At 72.8% G+C, this 23,268-nt stretch carries 20 protein-coding genes and 3 pseudogenes; 13 read left to right on the top strand and 10 right to left on the bottom strand.

The window, feature by feature from the left end; genetic code table 11:
- Nucleotides 1-10: 10 nt before the first annotated feature.
- On the bottom strand, nt 11-709 hold the full coding sequence (locus tag HNQ79_RS09950; protein WP_185029187.1) for a bifunctional DNA primase/polymerase: 699 nt from the start codon (nt 707-709) through the stop codon (nt 11-13).
- 363 nt (nt 710-1,072) lie between these two features.
- On the opposite strand from HNQ79_RS09950, the gene HNQ79_RS09945 reads away from it, so the two are divergent.
- The 4 genes from HNQ79_RS09945 (at nt 1,073) to purU (ending at nt 5,796) form a co-directional block, all read left to right on the top strand.
- Nucleotides 1,073-2,461, top strand: coding sequence for an NsdA family TPR-like regulatory protein (locus tag HNQ79_RS09945; RefSeq protein WP_185029185.1), 1,389 nt, complete (start codon nt 1,073-1,075; stop codon nt 2,459-2,461).
- Nucleotides 2,462-2,654: 193 nt separating this feature from the next.
- The gene (locus tag HNQ79_RS09940; RefSeq protein WP_185029183.1) at nt 2,655-4,256 is read left to right on the top strand and encodes a hypothetical protein; all 1,602 of its coding nucleotides are present in this window, start codon (nt 2,655-2,657) and stop codon (nt 4,254-4,256) included.
- 107 nt (nt 4,257-4,363) lie between these two features.
- On the top strand, nt 4,364-4,879 hold the full coding sequence (locus HNQ79_RS09935) for an SCO4402 family protein (protein WP_185029181.1): 516 nt from the start codon (nt 4,364-4,366) through the stop codon (nt 4,877-4,879).
- A 29-nt stretch (nt 4,880-4,908) separates the two neighbouring features.
- Nucleotides 4,909-5,796 carry a formyltetrahydrofolate deformylase gene (purU, locus tag HNQ79_RS09930; RefSeq protein ID WP_185029179.1) on the top strand — a complete coding sequence of 296 codons (888 nt, stop codon included), beginning with the start codon at nt 4,909-4,911 and terminating at the stop codon, nt 5,794-5,796.
- A 22-nt stretch (nt 5,797-5,818) separates the two neighbouring features.
- Here the strand turns inward: purU and HNQ79_RS09925 are convergent, their stop codons facing one another.
- Together HNQ79_RS09925 and HNQ79_RS09920 are read right to left on the bottom strand one after the other, a co-directional pair.
- Nucleotides 5,819-7,138: a zf-HC2 domain-containing protein gene (locus HNQ79_RS09925; RefSeq protein ID WP_185029177.1), complete on the bottom strand. Its 1,320-nt coding sequence runs from the start codon at nt 7,136-7,138 to the stop codon at nt 5,819-5,821.
- On the bottom strand, nt 7,135-7,707 hold the full coding sequence (locus HNQ79_RS09920) for a sigma-70 family RNA polymerase sigma factor (protein ID WP_185029175.1): 573 nt from the start codon (nt 7,705-7,707) through the stop codon (nt 7,135-7,137). Before HNQ79_RS09920 ends, HNQ79_RS09925 begins: the two co-directional genes overlap by 4 nt.
- A 275-nt stretch (nt 7,708-7,982) precedes the next feature.
- Here HNQ79_RS09920 and HNQ79_RS09915 point away from each other — a divergent pair, with 275 nt between their 5' ends.
- Together HNQ79_RS09915 and HNQ79_RS09910 are read left to right on the top strand one after the other, a co-directional pair.
- Nucleotides 7,983-8,357: an STAS domain-containing protein gene (locus HNQ79_RS09915; RefSeq protein ID WP_185029173.1), complete on the top strand. Its 375-nt coding sequence runs from the start codon at nt 7,983-7,985 to the stop codon at nt 8,355-8,357.
- Between the two features lie 124 nt (nt 8,358-8,481).
- The gene (locus HNQ79_RS09910) at nt 8,482-9,012 is read left to right on the top strand and encodes an EF-hand domain-containing protein (protein ID WP_185029171.1); all 531 of its coding nucleotides are present in this window, start codon (nt 8,482-8,484) and stop codon (nt 9,010-9,012) included.
- 50 nt (nt 9,013-9,062) lie between these two features.
- On the opposite strand, the gene HNQ79_RS09905 is transcribed toward HNQ79_RS09910, so the two are convergent.
- Together HNQ79_RS09905 and HNQ79_RS33610 are read right to left on the bottom strand one after the other, a co-directional pair.
- Nucleotides 9,063-9,260 (bottom strand): hypothetical protein, encoded by a 198-nt coding sequence (locus HNQ79_RS09905; protein ID WP_185029169.1) that lies wholly within the window; start codon nt 9,258-9,260, stop codon nt 9,063-9,065.
- Nucleotides 9,241-9,455: pseudogene (locus HNQ79_RS33610) on the bottom strand (cyclohexanecarboxylate-CoA ligase); the annotation flags it as partial. The gene HNQ79_RS09905 and the pseudogene HNQ79_RS33610, both read right to left, overlap by 20 nt.
- Before the next feature lie 29 nt (nt 9,456-9,484).
- Here HNQ79_RS33610 and HNQ79_RS34940 point away from each other — a divergent pair.
- From HNQ79_RS34940 to HNQ79_RS09890, 3 genes and pseudogenes are all read left to right on the top strand, one after another.
- Nucleotides 9,485-9,944: pseudogene (locus HNQ79_RS34940) on the top strand (acyl-CoA dehydrogenase family protein); the annotation flags it as partial.
- A gap of 469 nt (nt 9,945-10,413) precedes the next feature.
- Nucleotides 10,414-11,019: an ATP-binding protein gene (locus tag HNQ79_RS09895; RefSeq protein ID WP_185029167.1), complete on the top strand. Its 606-nt coding sequence runs from the start codon at nt 10,414-10,416 to the stop codon at nt 11,017-11,019.
- Between the two features lie 589 nt (nt 11,020-11,608).
- Nucleotides 11,609-12,850, top strand: a complete 1,242-nt coding sequence (locus tag HNQ79_RS09890; protein ID WP_185029164.1) for an MFS transporter — start codon at nt 11,609-11,611, stop codon at nt 12,848-12,850.
- Here the strand turns inward: HNQ79_RS09890 and HNQ79_RS09885 are convergent.
- A complete protein-coding gene (locus HNQ79_RS09885; RefSeq protein ID WP_185029161.1) occupies nt 12,767-13,795 on the bottom strand; it encodes a GlxA family transcriptional regulator in 1,029 nt (342 codons plus the stop codon). The genes HNQ79_RS09890 and HNQ79_RS09885 overlap by 84 nt on opposite strands.
- Nucleotides 13,796-14,258: 463 nt before the next feature.
- Here HNQ79_RS09885 and HNQ79_RS09880 point away from each other — a divergent pair, with 463 nt between their 5' ends.
- Nucleotides 14,259-15,497 carry an MFS transporter gene (locus tag HNQ79_RS09880; RefSeq protein WP_185029573.1) on the top strand — a complete coding sequence of 413 codons (1,239 nt, stop codon included), beginning with the start codon at nt 14,259-14,261 and terminating at the stop codon, nt 15,495-15,497.
- Between the two features lie 219 nt (nt 15,498-15,716).
- Here HNQ79_RS09880 and HNQ79_RS09875 read toward each other — a convergent pair whose 3' ends face one another.
- On the bottom strand, nt 15,717-16,919 hold the full coding sequence (locus tag HNQ79_RS09875) for a flavin-containing monooxygenase (RefSeq protein ID WP_185029159.1): 1,203 nt from the start codon (nt 16,917-16,919) through the stop codon (nt 15,717-15,719).
- Between the two features lie 179 nt (nt 16,920-17,098).
- Here HNQ79_RS09875 and HNQ79_RS33600 point away from each other — a divergent pair, with 179 nt between their 5' ends.
- Entirely contained in the window at nt 17,099-17,233 is a 135-nt protein-coding gene (locus HNQ79_RS33600; protein WP_373312563.1) for a hypothetical protein, read from the top strand.
- A gap of 209 nt (nt 17,234-17,442) precedes the next feature.
- Here the strand turns inward: HNQ79_RS33600 and HNQ79_RS09870 are convergent, their stop codons facing one another.
- From HNQ79_RS09870 to HNQ79_RS09865, 3 genes and pseudogenes are all read right to left on the bottom strand, one after another.
- On the bottom strand, nt 17,443-18,120 hold the full coding sequence (locus tag HNQ79_RS09870) for a pyridoxine/pyridoxamine 5'-phosphate oxidase (protein WP_185029157.1): 678 nt from the start codon (nt 18,118-18,120) through the stop codon (nt 17,443-17,445).
- Between the two features lie 216 nt (nt 18,121-18,336).
- Nucleotides 18,337-18,537 (bottom strand): annotated as a pseudogene (locus tag HNQ79_RS33595) (thiolase C-terminal domain-containing protein); the annotation flags it as partial.
- A 252-nt stretch (nt 18,538-18,789) separates the two neighbouring features.
- Nucleotides 18,790-19,437: a TetR family transcriptional regulator gene (locus HNQ79_RS09865; RefSeq protein WP_185029155.1), complete on the bottom strand. Its 648-nt coding sequence runs from the start codon at nt 19,435-19,437 to the stop codon at nt 18,790-18,792.
- A gap of 265 nt (nt 19,438-19,702) precedes the next feature.
- Between HNQ79_RS09865 and HNQ79_RS09860 the strand changes: the two genes are divergently transcribed.
- Nucleotides 19,703-20,647, top strand: coding sequence for a VOC family protein (locus tag HNQ79_RS09860; protein WP_185029154.1), 945 nt, complete (start codon nt 19,703-19,705; stop codon nt 20,645-20,647).
- A gap of 171 nt (nt 20,648-20,818) precedes the next feature.
- On the top strand, nt 20,819-23,251 hold the full coding sequence (afsK, locus tag HNQ79_RS09855) for a protein serine/threonine kinase AfsK (protein WP_185029153.1): 2,433 nt from the start codon (nt 20,819-20,821) through the stop codon (nt 23,249-23,251).
- The last annotated feature ends 17 nt before the right edge of the window (nt 23,252-23,268 follow it).

The following is a 23,268-nucleotide window of genomic DNA, read 5'->3' as shown; positions in this document are numbered from 1 at the left end:
GGGGCCCACCCTATGTTCGAGCGCGCCCCCGCGCAGTAGCCGCTTCCCGCCCGCACGCGTAGGCGAGGGGGTTGATCAGCTCCTCCGCGTCCGGCAGCCACCGGTTCGCCGGAGTGGGACGGCGGGCCCACTGCACGGCGCCCATCCCGCCCATGCGGGTCGGCGGGGCCGCCACGTAGTCGCCCTCGCCGCGCGAGACGAGGTCGAGGGTGCTCGGTACCCAGCCCAGCTTCCGTACCAGGTCGGGAATCTTGGCTCCCACACCCGGCAGTACGAAGAAGAGGAGCCGTCGGTCGGGGGTGCTGGTCACCGGGCCGAGGGTGAGTTCCATGCGCTCCATCCGGGCCAGCGCCAGGAAACCGGCCGTCTCGGGCACGTCGATGGCGTCGAAGGTGCGGCCGGTGGGCAGCAGGATCGAGGCGCCGGGCGTCTTCTGCCACATCCTGCGCGCCGCCACCGCACTGCCGGTCGCCTGCGTCGCCCAGTCGTTGCCCGTGGGGTGTGCGCCGGGGGCGGTGCACGTCACGTCGCCGCACGAGCAGCGCTCGACCCCCTCCCGCGCCTCCAGCCAGGTGCCGGGGACCACGTCCCAGTGCCGTTCTTCCGCGTATCGCACGGCGCCGTCGAGCAGTTGCTCCCGGCGCTGCTGAGGGATCTGGGCTGCGTCCGTGACGTCCGGAACTCCGATGGTCTCTTCCACGAACAGCACAACTACGCCTGCCAACTCCGGTTACGGGCGTGGCCTGCCGGGACATGGCGCAACGATCCTGCATGCGGGGCGCATGGGTGCACGGGCGGGGGCGCGCAGGTGGGTCCGGGACGGTGAGCGGGAAGCCACAAATGTGGAAGCACGAGAACACTCGGAACTACCCGCCGCTAACCGGAAGTACAGGGCCGTACGAGGAAGTTCACGAACGGTACGCCGAAGTACCGGAAATACCTCGGTGTTCCGGCATGTGGGCACATCACCGTAGATGTCTCGCATTCTTTGCATATCCGCAGGGCATTGATCTCCGCACGGAATCCGCAGGGATTCACCAGGAGTTCTCAGCGCCCGCACCAGGGGGTACACATGGCAGCCAGGCCGCTCGTCGCCCGTCAGCCGAACGAACGTCTCCAGGCGCTCATCCAGGAAGCCGGCTGTTCCAACGCCGGGCTGGCCCGCCGGGTCAACATGTGCGGCGCCGAGCACGGCCTCGACCTGCGGTACGACAAGACATCGGTCGCGCGGTGGCTGCGCGGCCAGCAGCCCCGGGGGCGCGCCCCGGGCATCATCGCGGAGGCCCTGGGCCGCAAGCTCGGCCGCACGGTCACCATCGACGAGATCGGCATGGCCAACGGCAAGAACCTGGCGTCCGGGATCGGGCTCCAGTTCTCGCCGACCGTACTGGGCGCGATCGAGCAGGTCTGCGAGCTGTGGCGCAGCGACGTGGGGCGCCGGGACTTCCTGTCCGGTTCCTCCGTCGCGTCGTCGGCGCTGGTGGAGCCCAGCAGGGACTGGCTGATCACGGGCGCGGACCACCAGGTGGCGCGGCACGCCGGATCACGGGTGGGGCCGAGCGATGTCGAGGCGGTACGGGCGACGACGGAGGCCCTGGTGGCACTGGACCACAGGTTCGGCGCGGGGCACGTGCGGCCGATCGTCGTCCACTACCTCAACAGCGTCGTCTCCGGCCTGCTGTCCGGGTCGTACCGGGAGGCCGTCGGGCGCGAACTGTTCGCCGCGGTGGCCAGGCTGACCGAACTGGCCGGATACATGGCCGTCGACACGGGCCAGCCGGGGCTCGCCCAGCGGTACTACATCCAGGCGCTGCGGCTCGCACAGGCGGCGGGGGACCGGGGCTACGGAGGATACGTACTGGCCGCGTCCATGAGCCACCTCGCGGCTCAGCTCGGGAATCCGCGCGAGATCGCCCAGCTGGCGCGGGCGGCGCAGGAGGGTGCGAAGGGGCGGGTCACGCCCCGTACGGAGGCGATGTTCTACGCGGCGGAGGCGCGCGGCCACGCGCTGCTGGGCGACGAGAGGACCTGCCAGACGGTGGCGGGGAAGGCTCAGTCGGCGATGGAGCGGGCGCACGACGCGGGCGACACGGGGGACGACCCGGTGTGGATCGCGCACTTCGACCAGGCATACCTCGCCGACGAACTCGCGCACTGCCACCGCGACTTGGGTCAGGCGCAGGCTGCGGCGCGCCGGGCCCAGGAGAGCCTGTCGGGACATCCGGACAGCCGGGTGCGCCGACGGGCCATCGGCCTCGTGCTCCTCGCCTCCGCACAGGTGCAGCAGCGCGAGGTGGAACAGGCCTGTCACACGGGCACGCGCGCGGCCGAACTCCTGGGAACGCTGCGGTCGAACCGGGGGGCGGAGTACCTGGAGGACCTGCAGCAGCGTCTCGACCCGTACCGGGACGAGCCCTCGGTACGGGAGTTCGGGGCACGGATGGAGATTCAGGCGGCGTGAGGCGCGCCCGGACACCTTGTGAGCAGCGTCAACGGCCGACTGTGCGGGACAGCGTGCGAGGTCGGGCGGGGTGCCGGTGACCAGCGGCCACGGGCGCGTGGCAGCGGGGCGGATTCACCCGGTAGCGTGAACCGGTGATTCCGTCCCTCGCTCTCGCGGCGGGGAACCCCGGTACCGATGGCAGGAGCCCCCGTTGACGCAGAGCGAACAGGGTGATGAGCCGCAGCATCCCGCTGTGCGCCCCGCACACGAGGGCGCAGGGCTGCCCCCGGCGCAGCAGTACCCGCAGCAGGCGCAGCAGCAGTCGTACGCACCACAGCAGTACGACCCGCAGCAGTACCAGCAGCAGTGGCCGGCCGCGCCGGGCGGGATACCCGGCGCGGCCCCGGGCCAAGGAGCCGTTGGCGCGACGCCGCCCCACGGGCAGGGCTGGGACCAGACGTGGGGAGCGGACGCCCAGGGCACCCAGCACCCTCAGGGCTACCCGGAGGCCCAACAGCCGCCCGTCCCGCAGCAGATGACGGACTGGCAGCCGATGCCGCCACCGCACGTGCAGCCGCCGGTGCCGCAGCAGCCCGCCTGGGACATGCCCGCGCCCGGCGGGGACCCGGACGCCACCCAGCTCATTCCGCCCGTGCCGCGGGGCCCCGGGGCGCTCCCGCCGGAGAACCCGGTGCCGTACCCCTCCGGCCCCGGAGGCCACGCGGCTCCGGCAGGACAGTCCGCTTACGGGACCACCGGCCACGGAAGCCACGCCGGTCCCGCCCAGGGCGCCGGGCACGCCGGGCCCCTCGACGGAACCCCGTTCCTCGGGCAGCAGGCGCTGCAGCCGCCCGCCGGGTCGGACGCCGACGCCACGCAGTACCTGCCGCCGGTGCCCGCGGACGCCGCGTACGCGCCGCGTCCCGAGGTGCCGCTGCGGCCGGGAGCGCCCGGGGAGCGGCAGCCGCCCGCCGAGTTCGACAGCCTCTTCCGCCCGTCCGCCCCCCGGGCCGCCGAGGAGCCGGACGCCCCCGCCTCCACGCAGCAGATGCCGCGCTTCCTGCCGCCCCGGCAGCAGGAGGCCGAGCAGGAGGAGGCGCGCTACCAGCAGTACCAGCAGCCCGGCCACGGGCAGGGCGGTTACGGGCCCGGCGGTGGCCCCGCGTCCGGGCGGCGCAAGGTCGGCGCGGTGCCGATGATCGCCGCCGTGGTGATCGGCTGCTCGGTGCTCGGCCTGGGGATCAGCGCGCTGGCCAGCTCGGGCGGCGAGACGGACGCCAAGGGCGGCGACGCCACGACGGTGGCGTCCGGCAGCTCGCTGCCCGCGCCGCCCGCCGACAATGCCGCAGACCCCGCCAAGGCGCAGGCCCAGGAGCTGGAGAAGCTTCTGGAGAGCAGCAACGACAGCCGTTCCACGGTCATCAACGCCGTCGACTCCATCAGCAGGTGCGACAAGCTCGACAAGGCGGCGTCCGATCTGCGCGGCGCGGCCACCCAGCGGCGCGGCCTGGTGAGCCGGCTGGAGGCCCTCACGGTGGACAAGCTGCCCGAGCACGCGGCACTGACCGAGGCGCTCAACAGGGCGTGGCAGGCGTCGGCGGCGGCCGACGACCACTACGCGGCGTGGGCGGACCGGGTCGCCGGCGGCCCGCAGCGCTTCTGCCCGAACGGCAAGGCGCAGGCCACCGGCGCACGCCAGCTGGGCGACCGGGAGAGCGGCAAGGCGTCCCGGGCGAAGAAGGAGGCCGTGGTCCTGTGGAACTCGATCGCCGGGAAGTACGGGCTGACCCGGCACCAGGCGACGGACCTCTGAGGACGGACCTGCGAGCAGGCGCACGCGCGTGCGCCTGCCGCGGCCGGCGGGCGGAGCGCCGGTGCGGTGACGGGTGAATCGTGGGGGCTTGTCCGGACTGAATTCGCATGCCCGTACGATCGGCAACCGTGCAAGCTTCTGCGAACCCTTCCCGTCGCGGCCGTCGCTCCACCACCATGGGCGGCATGCCGCTGAATGACATGCCGTGGTGGCGCTGGCGCACTCAGGTGCGTTCCGCGCTGCACATGCTCTCCGACCCCGTCTTCCACCAGGAGTGCTGGCTGGCCGGCCTCGACGGGTACGGGGACATCACCGATGCCGTGTACCGCCTCGTCGAGGACACCTGGCTCGACAACTGGTCCGCCGAAAAGTACGTCGGGTCCATATTCCGGGATCCGGACGAGGCGGCCCTCGTGGACGCCGCCGTGCTCCGGGTCCTGCGGATCATGCACGAGATCGGCGCGGACGCCCCCGTACCGGCCTATCTGGCGCACCCTCTGTGGCCGGAGGCGGTCCGGGCGGCGCGCGAGGCGCACGTGCGGATGGCGACGAGCGACGGGGACGACCCGGACACCGCGCCGCGCTCCCTGGACGTCATCCGCATACTGACCAGTCCCGCCTGATCTGTGCGGATGTGCGATCCTCTGGGGTCATGAGCGACCCCAAGGCCGGTTCCACGGCCACCCCCGCCACCGACCACTACGTCCTGACCCTCTCCTGCCCGGACAAGCAGGGCATCGTGCACGCCGTGTCCAGCTACCTCTTCATGACCGGCTGCAACATCGAGGACAGCAGGCAGTTCGGGGACCACGACACGGGGCTGTTCTTCATGCGGGTCGCGTTCTCGGCGCAGGACCCGGTGTCGGTGGACAAGCTGCGGGCCAGTTTCGCCGCGATCGGGGACGCGTTCAAGATGGACTGGCAGATCCACCGGGCCGCGGACCGGATGCGGATCGTGCTGATGGTCAGCAAGTTCGGCCACTGCCTCAACGACCTGCTGTTCCGTTCGCGGATCGGCGCGCTGCCGGTGGAGATCGCCGCCGTCGTCTCCAACCACCCGGACTTCCGCGAACTGGTCGGCTCGTACGACATCCCCTTCCACCACATCCCCGTGACGAAGGACACCAAGGCGACCGCCGAGCAGCAGGTGCTCGACCTGGTCGAGGCGGAGCGGGTGGAACTCGTCGTGCTCGCCCGCTACATGCAGGTCCTCTCCGACCACCTGTGCAAGCAGCTCAGCGGCCGGATCATCAACATCCACCACTCGTTCCTGCCGAGCTTCAAGGGCGCCAAGCCCTACCACCAGGCGCATGCGCGCGGGGTGAAACTGATCGGCGCGACCGCGCACTACGTGACGGCCGACCTCGACGAGGGCCCGATCATCGAGCAGGAGGTCGAGCGGGTCGGCCACGAGGTCACCCCCGAGCAGCTGGTGGCGGTCGGCCGCGACGTCGAGTGCCAGGCACTGGCGCGCGCGGTGAAGTGGCACAGCGAGCACCGGGTACTGCTCAACGGGCACCGTACGGTCGTCTTCGCCTAGCGCGGCCGACGTGCCCGCGGCTTCACAGCCGCGACAGCGACGCCGCCGCGAACAGCACGTCCCGCACCGCCGTCCGGTCGCCGAGCTGGCCCGCCGCGGCTTCCTGGGGCGAGACGTGTCCGGCGGCGAGCTGGCAGAACTCGACGCCGTCCAGCGCGATGTGCGCCACCTTGCGGTCCGCGGAGCCGACGGCGGCGGGGGAGTCCAGCGGGATCCACCAGTCGCCGCCACCGGGCCCCTCCACCTCCAGGTGCAGCGTGCGGCCCGGTGAGCCCGCCGTGACGAGCGACTGCGCGGGCGCGGCGAGTCCGGCCCGGCGGCGGGCGGCGAGCGTGCCGGGGAGCAGCCGGGCGGCCAGGTCGATCAGCTTGTGCAGATGGGCGCCGGTCGGCGGCTCGTACGGGTAGTCCACGGCCCGCGCGATGTCGTCGGCGTGCACCCAGCACTCGAAGGCCCGCTCCAGCAGCGCGTCTTCGAGGGGCAGCGTGAAAGCGCCGTAGGACACGCCCAGTTCCGCGGCCCCGCCGCCCGCGAAGGACACCGTGCGCAGCAGGGTGTGGCTCTGTTCGCGCCACGGGCCGCGGACGGTGAGGGTGGGCGGCTGCCGGGCGTTCAGCCAGTACGTCTCCGTACGGCTGGTGGGGTCCCCGTCACCGGCCATGCCGAGGGGGTCGTCGAGTCCGAGGGCGGCGGCCACGAGTCCGTCGACCGTCATCAGGTGGCCGATGACCGAGACGACGGTCGCCTTGCGCCGTACCTGCCGTTCCTCCTCGAACCAGCGCAGCTGCACGGGGGCGTGCCACTCGCCGGGGTCGATGTCCGACAGCAGGGCGTCCAGGCGGGCCGTCTCGGTGTCGTAGGGCTGTGCCCAGGCGGGCACCGGGACACGGGCCGGGCGGCGGTTGAGACAGGTGGCCAGGACGCGGGAGCGGAGCTGCGGGTCGAGGTCGAGTCCGCGCTCGGTCTGGAGCAGGCCGACCGCGTCCCGCAGCCGCACCGCCTCCTCCGCGCAGGAGCCGCAGTCGGTGAGGTGCTCCTCGACGGCGAGGGTCTCCTCGGGGGAGCAGGCGGCCAGCGCCCAGGCGCCGAGGAGGGACTTGAGGACGCGGTGCGGATCGCCGACCCCGCCGCCACCGCCGCCGGAACCGGCGGCGCTCCCGTCCTGTCCGGCGTGCGCCTCCCGTACGGCGGGCGCGTCCCGTCCGGCGTGCGCCTCCCGTACGGCGCTCCCGTCCTGTCCGGCGTGCGCCTCCCGTACGGCGGGCGCGTCCCGTACGGGAGGTTGTTCCGGTGTTCCGGGGTGCGCCGGGCCCGTGGTCGTCGTTTCCGGGGTGCCGCTCACCGGGCGCTCCCGTACTCCTGGCCGCCGACGCCGCGGGCCGTGTGGGCGGTCGAGAGCAGTTGCAGGCCGAGCCGCAGCCTGCGGCGGGCCTCGTCCTCGGTGACGCCCAGCCGGCGGGCGGTCTGCCGGTAGTCGAAGCGTTTGAAGTACGCGAGTTCCAGGGCCTCCCGCAGGGGAGCTGGCATCGACGTGACGATGTAGTCCGCGCGCGCCACGGCCGCCGCCCGGTCCACCTTCAGCTCCAGTTCCTCGGCCGTGCCCCCGCCGTCCGCGAGCGCCGCCGACTCCGACTGCCGCAGCCGGTGCACGGCGCGGCGGTTGGTGAGCCGGGCTATCCAGGCACGCATGGAGCCCTCCTTCGGGTCGTACGCGTGCGGGTTCTCCCAGACGTGACCGAAGACCTCCCGGGTGATCTGGTCGGCCGCGTCCTCGTCGTCCAGCACCCGGTGCGCCAGGCTGTGCACCAGGGACGCGAACCGGTCGTACAGCTCACCGAGTGCGGCTGCCTCGCCCCGCGCCAGCCGCTGCTGCATCCTGCGGTCCCAGCGCGGAGGTGCGTCCTTCGCCATCCGGCTCCCCCTCCCCGTACGACGCCGCCGTACGGGCAACCCGTACGACTTCCCCACCTGCCCCGTGCCCCTGCTCCTTCGAATGTAGTGCGCGGACCGGACGGCGCATGCCCCATTGTGGCAAGTGCGTCCCGTACGGGGTCCGGGACGGCAGCGATCCGGTCATTGCGCACCTCCTGCCGACGTGGCGCACGGCAAGGCGGTGTTTCATGGAGGGGCGGTAGGGAAGCCGCGTTGAGGAAGGTCTACTTCCGGTTAGGCGAAAGGTCCGACGCGTGACGCTGAAGGTGAAAGAGGCAGAGCACGGCAGCTGGGCCGTGCTGCACATCTCCGGCGAACTCGACCTGGTGACCTCGCCCGCCGTCCGTCAGCACGTGCACCACGCCGTCGCGGACGGCCGGCACCAGGTGGTGCTCGACCTGACGGACGTGCTGTTCTGCGACTCCAGCGGGGTCGGCGTGCTGATCGCGGCCCGTCGGCTGATGCGTTCCTGCCAGGGCAGTCTGCGGCTGATCCTCCCGGCGCACGGCGCGGTTGACGGCAGCCACGTCAACCGGGTCCTCGCCGCCCTCGGCGTGCGCCGTCTGTTCGAGGTGTTCCCGGACGTGGAGACGGCCGTGGACGACTCGGCGCAGTCCCTGTCCGCCTGAAGCCCCGCGGGCGCCCGGCCCAGGCCCGTTCCGCGGTGTCGGCCTGGTGTCCGAGGTCTCCTCTCCGGGATGATTTCCGCGCACAACCTGCCTCGTCCCACCCCCAGCACGTACCCTCGCCTGCATGGACAGCGCAGAGTACGAGCGCAAGACAGCGGCCCGTTTCGCCTCCTTCGACCAGGACGGCAACGGTTACATCGACCGCGAGGACTTCAGTGCCGCGGCCGCCGCCATTCTTGCCGAGTTCGACACCACCGCCCGCTGCGACAAGGGGCAGGCCCTTTACAGCGGCGCCGAGGCGTTCTGGCAGGGCATGGCCGGAATCGCCGACGTGGACGGCGACCAGCGGGTGACCCGCGGCGAGTTCGTGAGGGGCGCGGTCAAGCGCCTGAGCGACAATCCCCAGCGGTTCGCCGAGATCGCCCGCCCCTTCCTGCGGTCGGCGATCGAGATCGCGGCGTCGGCGGACGACGAGGGGGACGGGCTCACCGTCCGGTCGGCCACCAGACTGCTGCGGGTCCTGGGCGCGGACGAGCAGGTCGCCGAGCGGGTGGCCGCCGCCCTGGACGCGGACGGGGACGGCCGCATCACCGAGGAGGAGACCATGAACGCCTTCGCCGTGTACTACACGCTGGACGGCCCGGACCTGCGGTAGGCATCCCGCCCGGGGCGCGGCACCCCCGTGCCGTGAGGGAGCGGTCCGGCTCAGCCGCCGGACCGCTCCCTCAGCCGGTACTCGAGCACCTTGCGCAGTGTCTCGTTCCTCGGCATCGCGCCGACCGCCTCCAGCCGCTCGGGCAGTTTGTACGCGGCGAGTCCCGCCCCGCGCAGGTACGGCACGACGTCCGGCAGCGTCGACTCCCCGCCCGCCACGGGCACCCGGTGGCGGCGATATCCGGCCAACGTTGCCGTCGGCGCGCAGCCGCAGTGCGTGCGCCAGGCACGATCCGCCCGCGAGGAGGGAGCGGTCGGTGTGCGGCACGCCGCGGGGATCGGCGGTCGTCCCCGAGGTCCAGTAGTTCCACCGTACGGACGTGCCGTCGTCGGGGCGGGCGGCAGCAGCCCGGGGTCCGCGTCCGCCAGGGCGTCGTACGCGTCGAGCGGGCGGGGTCGGCCTGGGCCTCCCCGAAGCGGTCCTCCTCACCGCCGCCGAACCGTGCGGAAGCGCGGCCCGCACGGTGGACCTCGCCGCTCAAGACCCCTTCACACCAACACAGTTCGGACAGCCGGCCGCCGGTTTCCAGGCCGTGGAACACCTGTGCGCGGGGATGCTGGTACGGGCCGAGCCGAGCCGAGCCGGCCAGGACCGCCGTGTACGCCGCCGCCGTCGCCGGGGCGCTCGTCGAGATCACGGCCGCCGGGCTGCTCGCCGACGAAGCCGCGCAGGGCAACGCCCGCGACTGCCTCCAGGTCCACGGCGGCACCGGCTTCACCTGGGAGTACGACGTACACCTGCACCTGAAGCGAGCACGGGTACGGGCCGGGCGGGGGCCGACGAGGGTGCGGGCGGAGGAGGAGCCGGCGGCCGATCTGCTCGCCGACGCCGACCGGTGGGGCGGCCGAGGGCCGCCACGGCGGGCCCGCTGATCAGGTGTGATCGGCCGCTTCGGGAGCAACCGGGCCAAACGGGAAGGCGGTTCGGTCCGGTGGGCAAAGGTAGCGGCAGAAGAGGTCACCCTGCGTCGATACCGGGTTGTGTCCTTCTCAGGAGTCGTCACGGGCAGGAGTCGGGCCCCGGCTCGGGTACGCTCCGCAGATGCGAGTGGTGGTGAAGCGTGGTCTTCCCGGTGCGGTCTGTATGGCGGCTCCGGACCGGGCGACGCGCTGCGAGAGCGCCGCTGCTCGCGTCGGACGGACGCGCCACAAGCGCCCACGTTCGACTCCCCGCAGCGTGCGTCGCACAGTATGCAGGATGCGTACTCCTTCGCGCTGGAATATGCCTGAAGCGCTTGTTGCGGTGACGATGCGTCAACCATGCTGTCTCGTAAGGGAATCACGTTCCGTGACCCTGAGGAGACACGAGGCGTTGTGTCCGCCGGTTCGGATGGTGTGAGCGGTGCAGGTGCTTCAGATGCAGTTGGAGGTCGGGGCCGACCCCGCGGAGGTGGGGCGGGCCCGTAGATGGGCACGGTCCCGGCTGGCCGGGGCGGGCATAGCGGTCGACGAGTCGCTCGCCGAGACGCTGATCCTGCTCATTTCCGAGCTGGTGACCAACGCGGTCGTGCACACGGGCTGTCCTGCCGTGCTGCGGATGCTCTTCCCCGGGGACGAGGCGGACGCGGCGGCCGGCGGCGACTCCGGTTCCGTTCGTGCGGAGCCGGGGGCGGGCTCGGCGCCCTGCCCGGGTACCGGTTCCGGGGCGGTTCCGGCAACCGGGACCGGGCTGGAGGCGGTGTCCTGCGGCGGCACGGTACGGGTGGAGGTCGCGGACGTCAGCGCGTGCCCGCCCCGGCCCCGGCACGCCGAGGGCGACGACACCAACGGGCGCGGCCTGGAACTGGTCGACGGACTCGCCGACCGGTGGGGCTGGCAGGTCGAGGGCACCGGCAAACGGATCTGGTGCGAGGTGGACCGCCGGACCGCGGCCGGGGAAGGGGCGCACTCGGACCCATCGGGGACCGGGCTGTACGAGCCGTCGTGCGCCGTCACCCACCTGGCATGACGGACACGGTGCCGAGCCGGCGTTGACGCGGGGTGGCGTTCTGATCACCCTGGGGTGAACGATTCGCCGCGAGGGGATGCCGAGGTACGACGAGGGTTCCCGGACGGCCGGCGGAACCCGGCCCTCGGCGAAGGCGGGTCGGCACGGAACGGTGGGCCGTCGCATCTGTGCGGCGGCCTCCGTCAGCGGCTGTACGGCATCGGCCGCGACGCACCCGCCCGCGGTTTCCGATGGCTCCGGTACGGATTCCGGCGAGCGTCCAGAGGATCGGGACCGACGTGAACTCCTGGCCCGCTTCCAGGTCTTGGGGCGTCACGGCGTGGCCGCCCGGCAGCCGGTCGGCTCCGTGCGACCGCGCCACGTCCAGCAGCACCGCCGCGCGGGACGACGCGCCGGACCTTGTCGATGCCGCTGAGCGCGGCGCGGGCGTGCCCGGTGACGATGCAGGCGGACCGGCCGTTGTAGATCTTCCCGGAGTGCGAGGCGTACGGCAGGGCGCCCCCGCTCCTGATGCTTGGTCAGCGCTGTGCCGTCCGGCAGCCCGAAATCACTTGATCATGTCCCCTCTCGCCCCCCTATTCTCGAACGCATGAGCTATCGCGACCTCGTGACCCGCCCCGTGATCACCCTGGCCGCCGTCACGGTCGCCGCCCGTCTGCCGGTCGCGATGGCGCCGCTCGCCGTGGTGCTGCTGGTGCGTGAGCGGCCAGGGGGATACAGCCTGGGGGCGGCCCTCGCAGCGGTGTACGTCATCGGCGAGGTGGCCGGGGCCTCCCTGCTCGGCCCCCGGCTGAAGGCCGCACGGGCGCGGTACGCGATGGCCCTCGGTCTCACCGTCGGCGCGCTGGCCTTCGCCGGACTCGGCCTGGGCGCGCAGGCGCACCCCCTGGTCCTGGGCGTGCTCGCGGCGGTGGCGGGGGCCGCGCCGGGAGCGGTGCCCGGCGGCTTCCGCGCGCTGCTGACCTCGCTGGTGCCGGAGGACGGGGTCGCGCAGGCGTTCAGTGCGGACGCCATCGTGAGCTACGGGGTGTGGGCGGCCTCGCCCGCGCTCGCCACCTGGCTGGCGCTCGGCGTCGACCCGGTGGTGCCGATGGTGCTGGCCGCCGTGCTGATGGCGCTGGCGACGGCGGGCCTGTGGGCACTGCCCGTCGGCTGGCCGGCCGACGAGACGGACCGTGGGGGCGTTTCCATGGCGCGCACCCTCGCCGCGGTCTGGCCGCTGTACCTGACCGGCGCGGCCGGCCTCTCCCTCCTGGCCCTCGCCGAACTCGTCCTGCCCGCCCTCCTCGAACAGCGCGGCATCGCCCTCGGCTGGGCGGGCCCGATGCTCGCCGCGTACGCGCTCGCCGGTGCCGTCGGGGCGTACCTCTACGGCCTGAGGACCTGGCCCGGCAGCCCGGAACGGCAGTCCCTGGTGCTGCTGGTGGCCGTGGCGCTGGTGGTGGGCGCGAGTGCGGTGGCTCCGGTGGCCGGAGGGATCGCCGCCGCCCTGGTGGTGGCCGGGCTGCTCCAGTCGGGCGTCCAGATCGCGCGCGGCCTGTCCCTGAAGAACGCCCTGCCGCCGAGCGCCTTCGCCGCCGGGTACTCGATGATGTACGCGGCCGTGGGCGCCGGGTATGCGGCGAGTGCCGTACTGGCGGGCGTGGTGCAGAGCGTGGCCGCGCCGTCGACGGCGATCCTCGCGGGCGCCGCGCTGTGCCTGGTGCTGACCGCCGCCTCGGCCGTGGGGGAGCGGCGGGGCTCGCGGCTACGCGCGCGGATGCGCCTGGCCGGGGCCGGTGCGGAAGGTGCGGCGGTAGACGGTCGGCGGGACGCCGAGTGCGGACTGTAGGTGCTGGCGCATCGACTGGGCGGTGCCGAAACCGGCTTCCCGGGCCACCTGGTCGATCGACAGGTCGCTGGACTCCAGCAGATGGCGTGCACGTTCCACCCGTTGCTGCGCCAGCCACTGACCGGGGCTGACGCCGGCCTCCTCGCGGAAGCGGCGCGTGAACGTCCGTACGGACATCGCCTCCTGCTCCGCCATGTCACGCAGCTGGATCGGCTCGTGCAGACGGCCCAGCGCCCATGCGCGGGCCGTCGTCGTCGTCGCCAGCTGGGGCTCCGGGACCGGGCGCCGGACGTACTGGGACTGCCCGCCGGCACGGTGCGGCGGGACGACGCTCCGCCGGGCCACGTCGTTGGCCACCGCCGCCCCGAAGTCCCGCCGCACCATGTGCACGCACAGGTCGATGCCTGCGGCGACGCCCGCCGAGGTGAGGACGTCGCCCTCGTCGACGTACAGCACCTCCGGGTCGACGTGGACGGCGGGGAAGAGGCGTTGGAAGGTCTCCGCCCAGTGCCAGTGCGTGGTGGCGCGGCGGCCGTCGAGGTAGCCGGCCGCCGCCAGGACGAAACCTCCGGTACAGATGGACGCCATGCGGGTGCCGGGGCGTACGTGCCGGAAGAGGGCGGCGATCTCCTCCGGGAGGCGGCCCTCCTGGTAAAGCTGGGCGGGCTCGTACGCGGCCGGGATCATTACCGTGTCGGCGGTGGCGAGGACCTCCGGCCCGTGCTCGACGAGCAGCTTGAAGTCCGCTTGCGTGGAGACCAGTTGGCCCGGCCGGATGCCGAAGGTGGTTACCTCGTAGAGGGGCGAGCCGTCGGCGGCGTAGGAACGGCCGAAGATCCGGTGCGGGATGCCCAGCTCGAACGGGATGACTTCCGGAAGGGCGAGGACGGCGACCCGGTGCGGAGTCTGTCGCGGACGCTCGGTGGCGTGGGGAGCGGCACTCATGGCCCGATCGTAGCGAATGCTGTCCTTCGGGCCACTCGATCGGGGGGACTTGGGTCCGGATGCTGAGGGCGTGACACAGACGACTCCGTCCCCCCAGCCCGCAGACGCCCTGCTCACGGGGCCCGCGCCCGCAGACGCCCTGCTCACGGGGCCCGCGCCCGCAGACGCCCAGCTCAAGGGACCCGCGCCCAACGGGCCCCCGCCCACGGGGCTCCCGCCCACAGGGCCCGCGTCCACGGGGGCGGCATGCGGTGACGCCGTGCCTCCGAGGGTGCTGCCCGGTGAGGCGCCCAGTGCGCCGCCGGAGGAATTGTCGGGCGTGCCGACCGGTTCCGGGGTGCCTGCGGGTGTGCCCTCCGGTGCTGAGGCGCCCAGCAGTGTGCCGCCCAGTGACGCTGTGCCCTTCGATGTCGCGCTCGGCGATGTGCCCGGTGGCCGTGGCGGGCTCCGCAAGCGGCCTCGTATGCACCGCGCCTGGTTCGTCGCGGTCGTCGCCTTCGTGACGATCATCGGGGCCGCGGGCTTCGCCTCGCTTCCGGGTCTGCTCATCGAGCCGTTGCACCGCGAATTCAATTGGTCGCGCGGCACGATCGGGTTCGCGGTCTCGGTCAACCTGGCGCTGTACGGGCTGACCGCGCCCTTCGCCGCCGCGCTGATGGACCGGTTCGGCATCCGACGGGTGGTCGCCTGCGCGCTGACGGTCATCGCGGTCGGCTCGGCGCTGACCGTCACCATGACCGAGGCCTGGCAACTGGTGCTGTTCTGGGGCGTGCTGGTGGGCCTGGGCAGCGGCTCGATGGCGCTCGCCTTCGCGGCGACGGTCACCAACCGGTGGTTCGTGGCCCGCCGGGGGCTGGTCACCGGAATCCTCACGGCGGCGGGCGCTTCCGGCCAACTCGTCTTCCTCCCCCTGCTGGCCTGGCTCATGAAGGACCACGGCTGGCGGCCCGCCTCGATCACCGTCGCGCTCGCCGCGCTGGTCGTCGTCCCGTTCGTATGGCTGCTGCTGCGCGACCACCCGGCGGACGTCGGCCTGGCTCCCTACGGGTCACCGGACTTCGTGCCCAAGCCGCCGCCCGTCCCGGGGGCTGCCCGGCGCGCGGTCACCGTCCTGTTCTCGGCCGCCCGTACGGGCCCGTTCTGGCTGCTCGCCGGCACTTTCGCGATCTGCGGCGCGTCCACGAACGGACTGGTCAAGACACACTTCGTGCCCGCCGCGCACGATCACGGAATGCCGGTCACCGCGGCGGCCGGACTGCTCGCCGTCATCGGTGTCTTCGACATCATCGGCACGATCGCGTCCGGCTGGTTCACCGACCGCTTCGAGCCCCGCCGCCTGCTCGCCGTCTACTACGCCCTGCGCGGCATCTCGCTCCTCTTCCTCCCCATACTCCTCGCCCCCACCGTCAACACCCCGATGCTCTTCTTCATCGTCTTCTACGGCCTGGACTGGGTGGCCACCGTCCCGCCGACCATCGCCCTGTGCCGCGAGTACTTCGGAGCGGACAGCGCGATCGTCTTCGGCTGGGTGCTCGCCTCGCACCAGGTGGGGGCGGCCCTGGTCGCCTTCCTCGGCGGCCTGGCCCGAGACGTGTTCGGGTCGTACAGCGTGGTCTGGTACGCGTCGGGCGCACTGTGCGCGGCGGCGGCGCTGATGGCCCTGATCATCCGGAGGCCGACCGTGAAGCAGCGGACGGCATGAGGGGTGTCCTTACCTGCCGAGGGTGGCGAATCTGCCCGGTGGAAGAGCAGGTGACCGAAATGACGGTCCGTCAGGAACGGGGTGGGAGGCATGGTTTCGCTTGCGGCGACCGTTGTGTGGAGTGCGTCCCGCCGCGAGGCCGGGAATGCGGCCCGGGCGCATGGGTTTTGGTCGGGGTCGCCGGGCGGGATGCCGGTCGGGGGTCGTGGCGGGCGGGTTCTAGGTGCGGGCGCGCGTGCGGCTTCGTTCCACGGTCCGGGCGATGCGGTCCGCGTCGCGGGCCATTTCGCGGAGCATGCCGGAGATCGGGTTGGTGAAGCCGGTGAAGTGGAGGCCCGGAGCCCCGGGGGCGGTGCGGGCGCCGTGGACGGTGGGGCGGCCCCGGGCGTCCAGGACGCCGAGGTGGCCGACCAGGCCCTCCAGCGCCCGGCGGTAGCCGGTGGCGGCGACCACGGCTTCCGGGGCGAGACGGGTGCCGTCGCTGAGGACCGCCTCACCGGTCGCGGGGTCGAAGGAGGTGAGCGCGGCGACGGGCTCGACCTTGCCCGCGCGGACCGCCGCGACGATCCCCACGTCCTGGACGGGGATCGCGCCCTCGTGGACCCGGGTGTAGACACCCCCGGTGGCGCGGGGGAGCCCGTGGGCGGAGAGGTCGGGGACGGAGACGCGAACCAGCACGTCACCGATCCGGTCCACCAGGCCGGCCGGGAGGTGGCGCACCAGGACGGCGGTGCGCTGGGCGGGCCAGCCCGCCGTGGTGCGGCGCAGAACGTAGGGAGGGGTGCGGACGGCCAGGCGCACCCGGGACGCCCCGCCCTTGGCAAGGTCGACGGCGATGTCCGTACCCGTGTTGCCCGTCCCGACGACCAACACGTCCTTGCCCCGGTAGGGGGTGGGGTCGCGGTAGGCGGCGGCGTGGATCAGCTCGCCCGGGTAGGCGCTGCGGCCGGGCCACCCGGGCAGGTGGGGCGTGTGGTTGTAGCCGGTGGCGACGACGACCGCGGCCCCGGTCAGCTCGCGCCCGCCGCTCGCGTGCAGCACCCAGCCGGTGCCGTCGGCGGCCGGGTCGACGCGGGCCACCTCGACACCCGTGACGATCTCCAGCTCGTGGTGCTCGACGTACTTCTCCAGGTAGCGGACCACGTTGTCGCGCGAGACCCAGCGCCCGAACGACCGCGGCATCCTGAGCCCCGGCAGGGCGGAGAGCGTCCGGGTGGTGTGCAGCTGGAGGCAGTCGTAGTGGTTCCGCCAGGAGGCGCCCACCTGGTCCGACTTCTCCAGCACGACGGCCCGTACGCCACGGGTGCGGAGTGCCGCCGCTGTCGCCAGGCCGCCCGGTCCGCCGCCGATGACGTACACGGGACGGTCGTTCGTGGTGGTGATCGCGGAAGCGGCCGAGGGGCGGGGGGCGTTGGGGGGCATGGGTGGTGAGCGTATCCGCGCTGTCGCGCGATGGGTCTCGGGCGAGGGGGGAATCGGTTGCGAATCGATCACGTAGCGCCGATGTGGGGCATACGGGCGGGGGTGCGCCTCTTGCGTACGGCTACCGCGTGAGCGCTACTGACGCACCGTCAGGCAGGCCTCTTCGGAGCGAGGGACGCATGCAGAGGTGCGCTGTCCACGACTGGGCCGAGCGGGGGCAGAACGCGGCGTCGGCGCTGCTCTCCGTCGTCGCGCTGCTCGCGAGGTCCTGGCAGGCCTGGTCCCGGTACGCCGCGATCGGACTGGTTTCGTGAATGATGACGGAGATCGTCGGCAGCACGGCGGGCGAACTGCGGATGGGGGCGGAGCTGGAGGTGGCGTTCCGGACGGGCGAGGGGGTGGTTCGGGGTCCGGACGAGGGGGCCCCGCCGGAGTACGCGGTGCCGCGGACGAGGGGGCCCCGCCGGAGTGCGCGGTGCCGGTTCCGGTTGCGCGGGCCGAGCGCCGTCCCGGCCGGTGATGCTCATGGCCACAGCAACTCGCGTACCCACGACCCGCCTTCGCGCCGGTAGCGCAGCCGTACGTGCTGCCGCTTCCCGTCGCCCTGGAAGAACTCGACCTCCGTGGCCGCCAGGGCGTACAGCGTCCAGGTCGGGGCGGTCGCGGTCGGTTCGGCCTGCGCGCGGGACCAGGCAGCCTGCGAAGCGGAGGCCAATTCCGCCCGTGAGGACAGGACTTCGCTCATGCGGCCGGTGAGGGCGGCGGCCAGCGCGCCCGTCGAGCGGGCGTGCAGGTCCGCTGCGGTGGCCTCCGGGGTGCCGGAGCTGACCTGCCCCTCGATGCGGACCTGGCGGCCCAGGGCCTGCCAGTAGAAGCCGAGCGCGGCGTCCGGGCGGGCGGCGAGCTCGCGGCCCTTGCGGCTGGTGGCATGGGTACCGAAGTGCCAGCCGTCGTCGTCGGCGTCGTGGAGCATGACCGTACGGACGGAGGGGCGACCGTCCGCGTCGGCGGTGGCGAGGCTCATCGTGTGGGGTTCCGGCTGGCCTGCCTCGGCGGCTTCGCGGAGCCAGGCGCGGAACAGGGGGAGTGGGCTCGCGGGGGCGGTCTGCGGGTCGAAAACCGGGAGGTGGACGCCGTCCCAGACGCGGAGGGAGTGGAGCAGGGCACGGAAGTCGCGGGAGGTTTCGTCGGCGTTCTTCATGGGGCGATTGTGCCGTCAGGGCGCGAGCGACGGGCGCGACGGGCCGGATGCCCTCGTGCAAGGTCCATGTCCGCCGGACTGCCTGCACGTGGCACGCGCAGCGCCGGCCGGCGTGCACATGGCGTCGAGCAGTGGATGCGCACCGCCTCCTGGGCGCGGAGTCTGCGCTGCTGCACCACTGTGCGCGGCGCGTCCAGCGGTGAACGATTCGCGTGCTCAGCGGCCCGGCAGTACCGTCGCCGACGAGCAGAACCAGCCGCCGGTGCCCGAGGCGAGGGCGATCCCCGGCAGGCGCCCCCGCCTTGCGGACCTGACCCTCACCCGCCTGGCCCCGCAGTTGCCTGACCGCTTCGACGAGAACGAACAGTCCGCGCATCTCGGGCGGCGGGCGGAGAGGCCGCCGCCGTCCGTGTTCACGGAGGTTCGCCGTTCCGCAGCAGGCGGCCCAACACAGCTTTCCGGTATGCGCGTTGCGCTGGTCGCGTCAATGCATGACGCGCCGTCGGGCGACGGCCGGGACGCCTTCGGTGGACGTCGATGCCGACTGGAGAGCCACCGCACTCCCGTGCCTTCCTGGTACTCCGCCCCCGGGAACGCCGATGGCGGACCACAGGGGTGTGATCCGCCATCGGGTGACAGGACTTCGTGGGGGTTCGTCCGGTACGGGTACTACTTGGTGGGCTTCTTGCCGGTAATGCCCAGGTGTACCAACTGAGCAAGGTTTGGACGCAGTTCGGACTGCTTGACGCCCCAGGTGGTGAAGCCCTTCTGGTGCGAGGCCACGGCCGCGAGCATCGCGACCAGTGAACCGGCCATCGCCGCCGGGCTGATGTCCTTGTCCACCTTGCCCTTCGCCTGGAGCTCCTTCACGGAGTCCGTAAGGGAGTTGGTGACGGAGTTCAGGATCCTCATGCGGATCTTGTAGAACCGCTTGTCGCCCTCCGCCGCCCCGAGGTCGACGACCCGCAGGATCGCGTCGTGTCTGCGCCAGAAGTCGAGGAAGCCGTCCACCAGTTCCTCGGAGGTGGCCCACCCCGCCTTGCCGACCCAGGAACGGCCGGCGACCAGGTCGGTCAACCCCGCACCTTCCTTGGCCATTTCCTCCGCGATGTCGAGGACGGCGCCCTCGACGTCGGGGAAGTACTGGTAGAAGGTCGCCGGCGAAGTTCCGGCCTTGCGGGCCACGTCGATGACTTTGACGTCCCGGTAGGGGGACGAGCTGAGCATTTCGCTGAGGCAGTCGAGCAGCTTCTGCCGCGTCGCCTGACCGCGTCGACCGGCCACGCGGCCGTCGACGGTGCGTACTTGTCCTGTCATGCCGTCAGCTTACCGAGGGGTGATCGGAGCGCGATTCGACGAGTGCAAATGGGTTTCCGGCCAGAGTTGGCGTGGCGGGCGGCCGGTTGTGAGCGGTGGGCGGGGGTGCGGGCGGGCGCGGGAGGCGGCCCGGGGGCTGTGCTACCGGATGGCGGTATGTGAGGCGGCATCGGAAGCCGTACCCCAATAGTGTTATCAACAGCCTGTGGACAACATCGGTGGATATCTCCGAGCGGGGATGCCCGGGAGTGTGGAGGATCGGTCCATGACCGCAAGCGGAGAATACGCAGAAGGCGTGCCCTGCTGGATCGACGCGAGCCTCCCCGACGTCCAGGCGGGCAAGCGGTTCTACGGTGCCCTCTTCGGATGGACCTTCGACGACGGCGCCGACAAGGAGTACGGCTACTACACGCAGGCGTACACGGGCGCGGGTGACGACCGGGCGTGCGTCGCGGCCCTCGCCGCCAAGGCCGACGGCAGGATGCCCACCGCCTGGGGCGTCTACCTGGCCACCCCTGACGCGGCGGCGCTCGTCCGTCGGGCACGCGAGGCGGGCGGACAGATCGTCACGGACGCCATGCAGGTCGGCCCGTACGGCACGATGGCGCAGATCGCCGACCCCGGCGGGGCGGTTTTCGGGGTCTGGCAGGCCGACAGCCACCCCGGCTTCGGCAGGAGGGCCGCGCCGGGTTGCTTCTGCTGGACCGAGGCGCACGTGCGCGCGGAGGACAAGGAGCGCGTCGACGCCTTCTACGACGCGGTCTTCGGGTTCGGCACGTACGACCTGCCCGAGGAGTCCGGGGAGGACTTCCGGGTCTGGTCGCCGGCCGGGACCGAGCCGGGGGACGAGACCGCGGTCGGCGGCCGGGCCGTCATCTCCCGGGACCTCCCGGCCGAGCTGCCCGCGCACTACCTCTCGTACTTCCTGGTGGAGGACTGCGACGAGGCGGTGGCGAAGGTCCAGCGGCTGGGCGGGCGGATCGGCCGGCCGCCGTTCGACACCCCGTACGGACGGATGGCGGTCGTCGTCGACGACCAGGGCGCGGTCTTCGCCGTCATGGCGGAACCGGAAGCGGGGGCCGACGCGGACCGGGGGGAAGCGGGAGCGGCGTCCGTCGGGGATCCCGAGGAACCGGGAACGGCGCCGGGCAGGCGTCCGGAGGAAGGGGAGGGACCGGGCGGGGGCGTGCCGGAGGAGTCGAAGCCGTAAATGGCACGGAAGCGTGGGAATGGGGGGAAACGCCAGATATTGGCCCCGGGTTAGCCACCGAGCCGGGAGACCGCAAGAATCAGGGGGGAGCGCACCGCTGGGGGTGCCCAGCGGTGAGACGCTGCACAGGGCTGTGCGACGCGGCCTGTGTACGGGGAGGTGGCAGGGCAAGTGGAGCAGCTGACGCAGCACGATCCGCGGCGGATCGGCCCGTTCGAGGTCCTGGGACGGCTCGGAGCCGGCGGGATGGGGCTCGTCTATCTGGCGCGGTCCGCGTCCGGGCGCCGGGTGGCGATCAAGACCGTACGGACGGAACTCGCCGAGGACCAGTTGTTCCGGGTCCGCTTCACACGGGAGGTCGAGGCGGCCCGCGCGGTCTCCGGCTTCTACACGGCGGCCGTCGTCGACGCCGACCCGCGTGCCGCGGTGCCCTGGCTGGCCACCGCCTACGTCCCCGCGCCCTCCCTCGAAGAAATAGTGAACGAGTGCGGGCCGATGCCCGCGAACGCGGTGCGCTGGTTGGCCGCCGGCATCGCCGAGGCGCTGCAGTCCATCCACGGGGCGGGCCTGGTCCACCGCGACCTCAAGCCCTCCAACGTCCTCGTCGTCGAGGACGGGCCGCGCGTCATCGACTTCGGCATCGCGTCGGGCGTCTCCAACACCCGCCTGACCATGACGAACGTCGCCGTCGGCACGCCCGCCTACATGTCGCCCGAGCAGGCACGCGACTCGCGCAGCGTCACCGGTGCCAGCGACATCTTCTCGCTCGGTTCGACCCTCGTCTTCGCCGCGACCGGGCACGCCCCCTTCCACGGGGCGAACCCCGTGGAGACCGTCTTCATGCTGCTCCGCGAAGGCCCTGACCTGGACGGTCTCCCCGACGAGCTGCGCCCGCTGATCGAGTCCTGCATGGGCATGGAGGCGGCCCTGCGCCCCAGTCCCGCCGACCTCCAGGCACAGCTGGCCCCGCACCTGTTCTCCTCCGGCGAAGACGACAGCGGCACCGCTTCGGCGTGGCTGCCCCCGCGCGCGACGGCCATGATCGAGCAGCGCAGGGGCGGCGGCCGGACCGCGCCGCCCGTCGCCCCCGTCGTCGCTGCGCCCCGGCGGGAGCCGTCGCCGCCCCGCCCGCAGAGCCCGCCGCCGTATCCGCCGCCGCCGCGCGGCGGCGGCCGCGACTGGGGCGCGGACCCGCGTACGGGACAGGCCCCTCCGCCGCCCTCGTACGCGGACGGGCCGGTACGGCTCGCCGGGGCCAAGGTGCCGATCGGGCCGGGGCCCCGGGTGGCCGACGGGCACGGCGCCGCTGCGGCGGCCGCCCTCGCCGAGGCCGCCGGCCCCGCGACGGGCTGGGTGCGCCCACCGGGCGGCGGGGGTGCGCCTGACGGTGCGCTGAACGGCGTACCGGCACCGGCGCACGGACCCGCGCACGGCGGCGGGGGCCCGGTTCCCGCCGAGAGCCCCGCGCCCGCCGGATGGCGGCCGTGGCGGTTCCGGATGTCGAACGACGTGTGGGGCACCCCGCAGGTCGCCGACGACCTCGTCTACGTCACCTCCTTCGAGGTGCACGCGCTGGATGTGGCATCGGGCCGCCGGCAGTTCAAGACGCGTGACGTGGCGTGGGCGATGGCGGTTTCCGGCGGCCGCATCCACGCCTCCGACGGGCCGACCCTGTACGCGCTCGACGCCTCGGACGGCGCCGAGCGGTGGCGGCTGCAGACGGACGCCTGGGTGTACTCGCTCAAGGCGGCCCGCGGCACGGTCGTCACCGGCACGCGCGGCGGCGGAGTGCAGGCGTGGGAGGCGTCCAACGGGCAGAAACTGTGGGAGATCACCGGCGCGCAGACCGACTTCGAGACGCCGGAGGCGGGCCCCGACCTCCACGGGGACACGGTGTACGTCTGGCAGGACGCACGCCTGCGTGCGCTCGACTCCCGTTCCGGAAGGGAGCGTTGGTCGTACCCGATCGGCGACGCCGCGTCCTGCGGAGGCGTGCCGGTCCGCGTGACGTCGGCGGACGACGGATACGTGTACGTCTCGGCCGGGACGCGGGTGCTCGCCGTCGACCGGGAGTCGGGGCACGTCCGCTGGCATTTCGAGGCCCCGGCGGTCTTCCTCTGCGCACCGGCCTTCGCACCGGGCCCCGCCGTCACCGGCGGCGGTGTCTACCTCGCCGACTACCTCGGCACGGTGTACGCCCTGGACGCCTCCACCGGCAAGGACCGCTGGCGCATCGCCACCGAGTCCCGCCAGTCCATCGAACCGGTCCTGGTGACCGGCGGACACGTCCACGTCGGCAGCGGAAGCGCGCTCTACACGCTGGACGCGGTGACGGGAACGCCGAAGTGGCGGTTCGCGGCCGGCGGCGAGGTGGTGGGCGCACCGGTGGTCGCCGACGGCCGTGTCCACTTCGGCTCCGCCGACCACTGTCTCTACACGGTGGACGCCGTGGGCGGTCAGCTGCGCTGGAAGCTCAAGACGGGCGGCGAGATCACGGGCTCGCCCGTGGCGGAGGCGGGCATCGTGTACGCGTGCAGCAAGGACAGGTGCGTGTACGCCCTGGACGCGGTCAAGGGGACGGCCACGGGGCGGTCGACCCGGTAAGCGGGGTGGGGGCGGAC

Source organism: Streptomyces candidus (assembly GCF_014207445.1).
GTDB lineage: Bacteria > Actinomycetota > Actinomycetes > Streptomycetales > Streptomycetaceae > Streptomyces > Streptomyces candidus.
The sequence above is the reverse complement of the archived record's forward strand: the minus strand, read 5'-3'. Positions and strand labels throughout refer to the sequence as shown.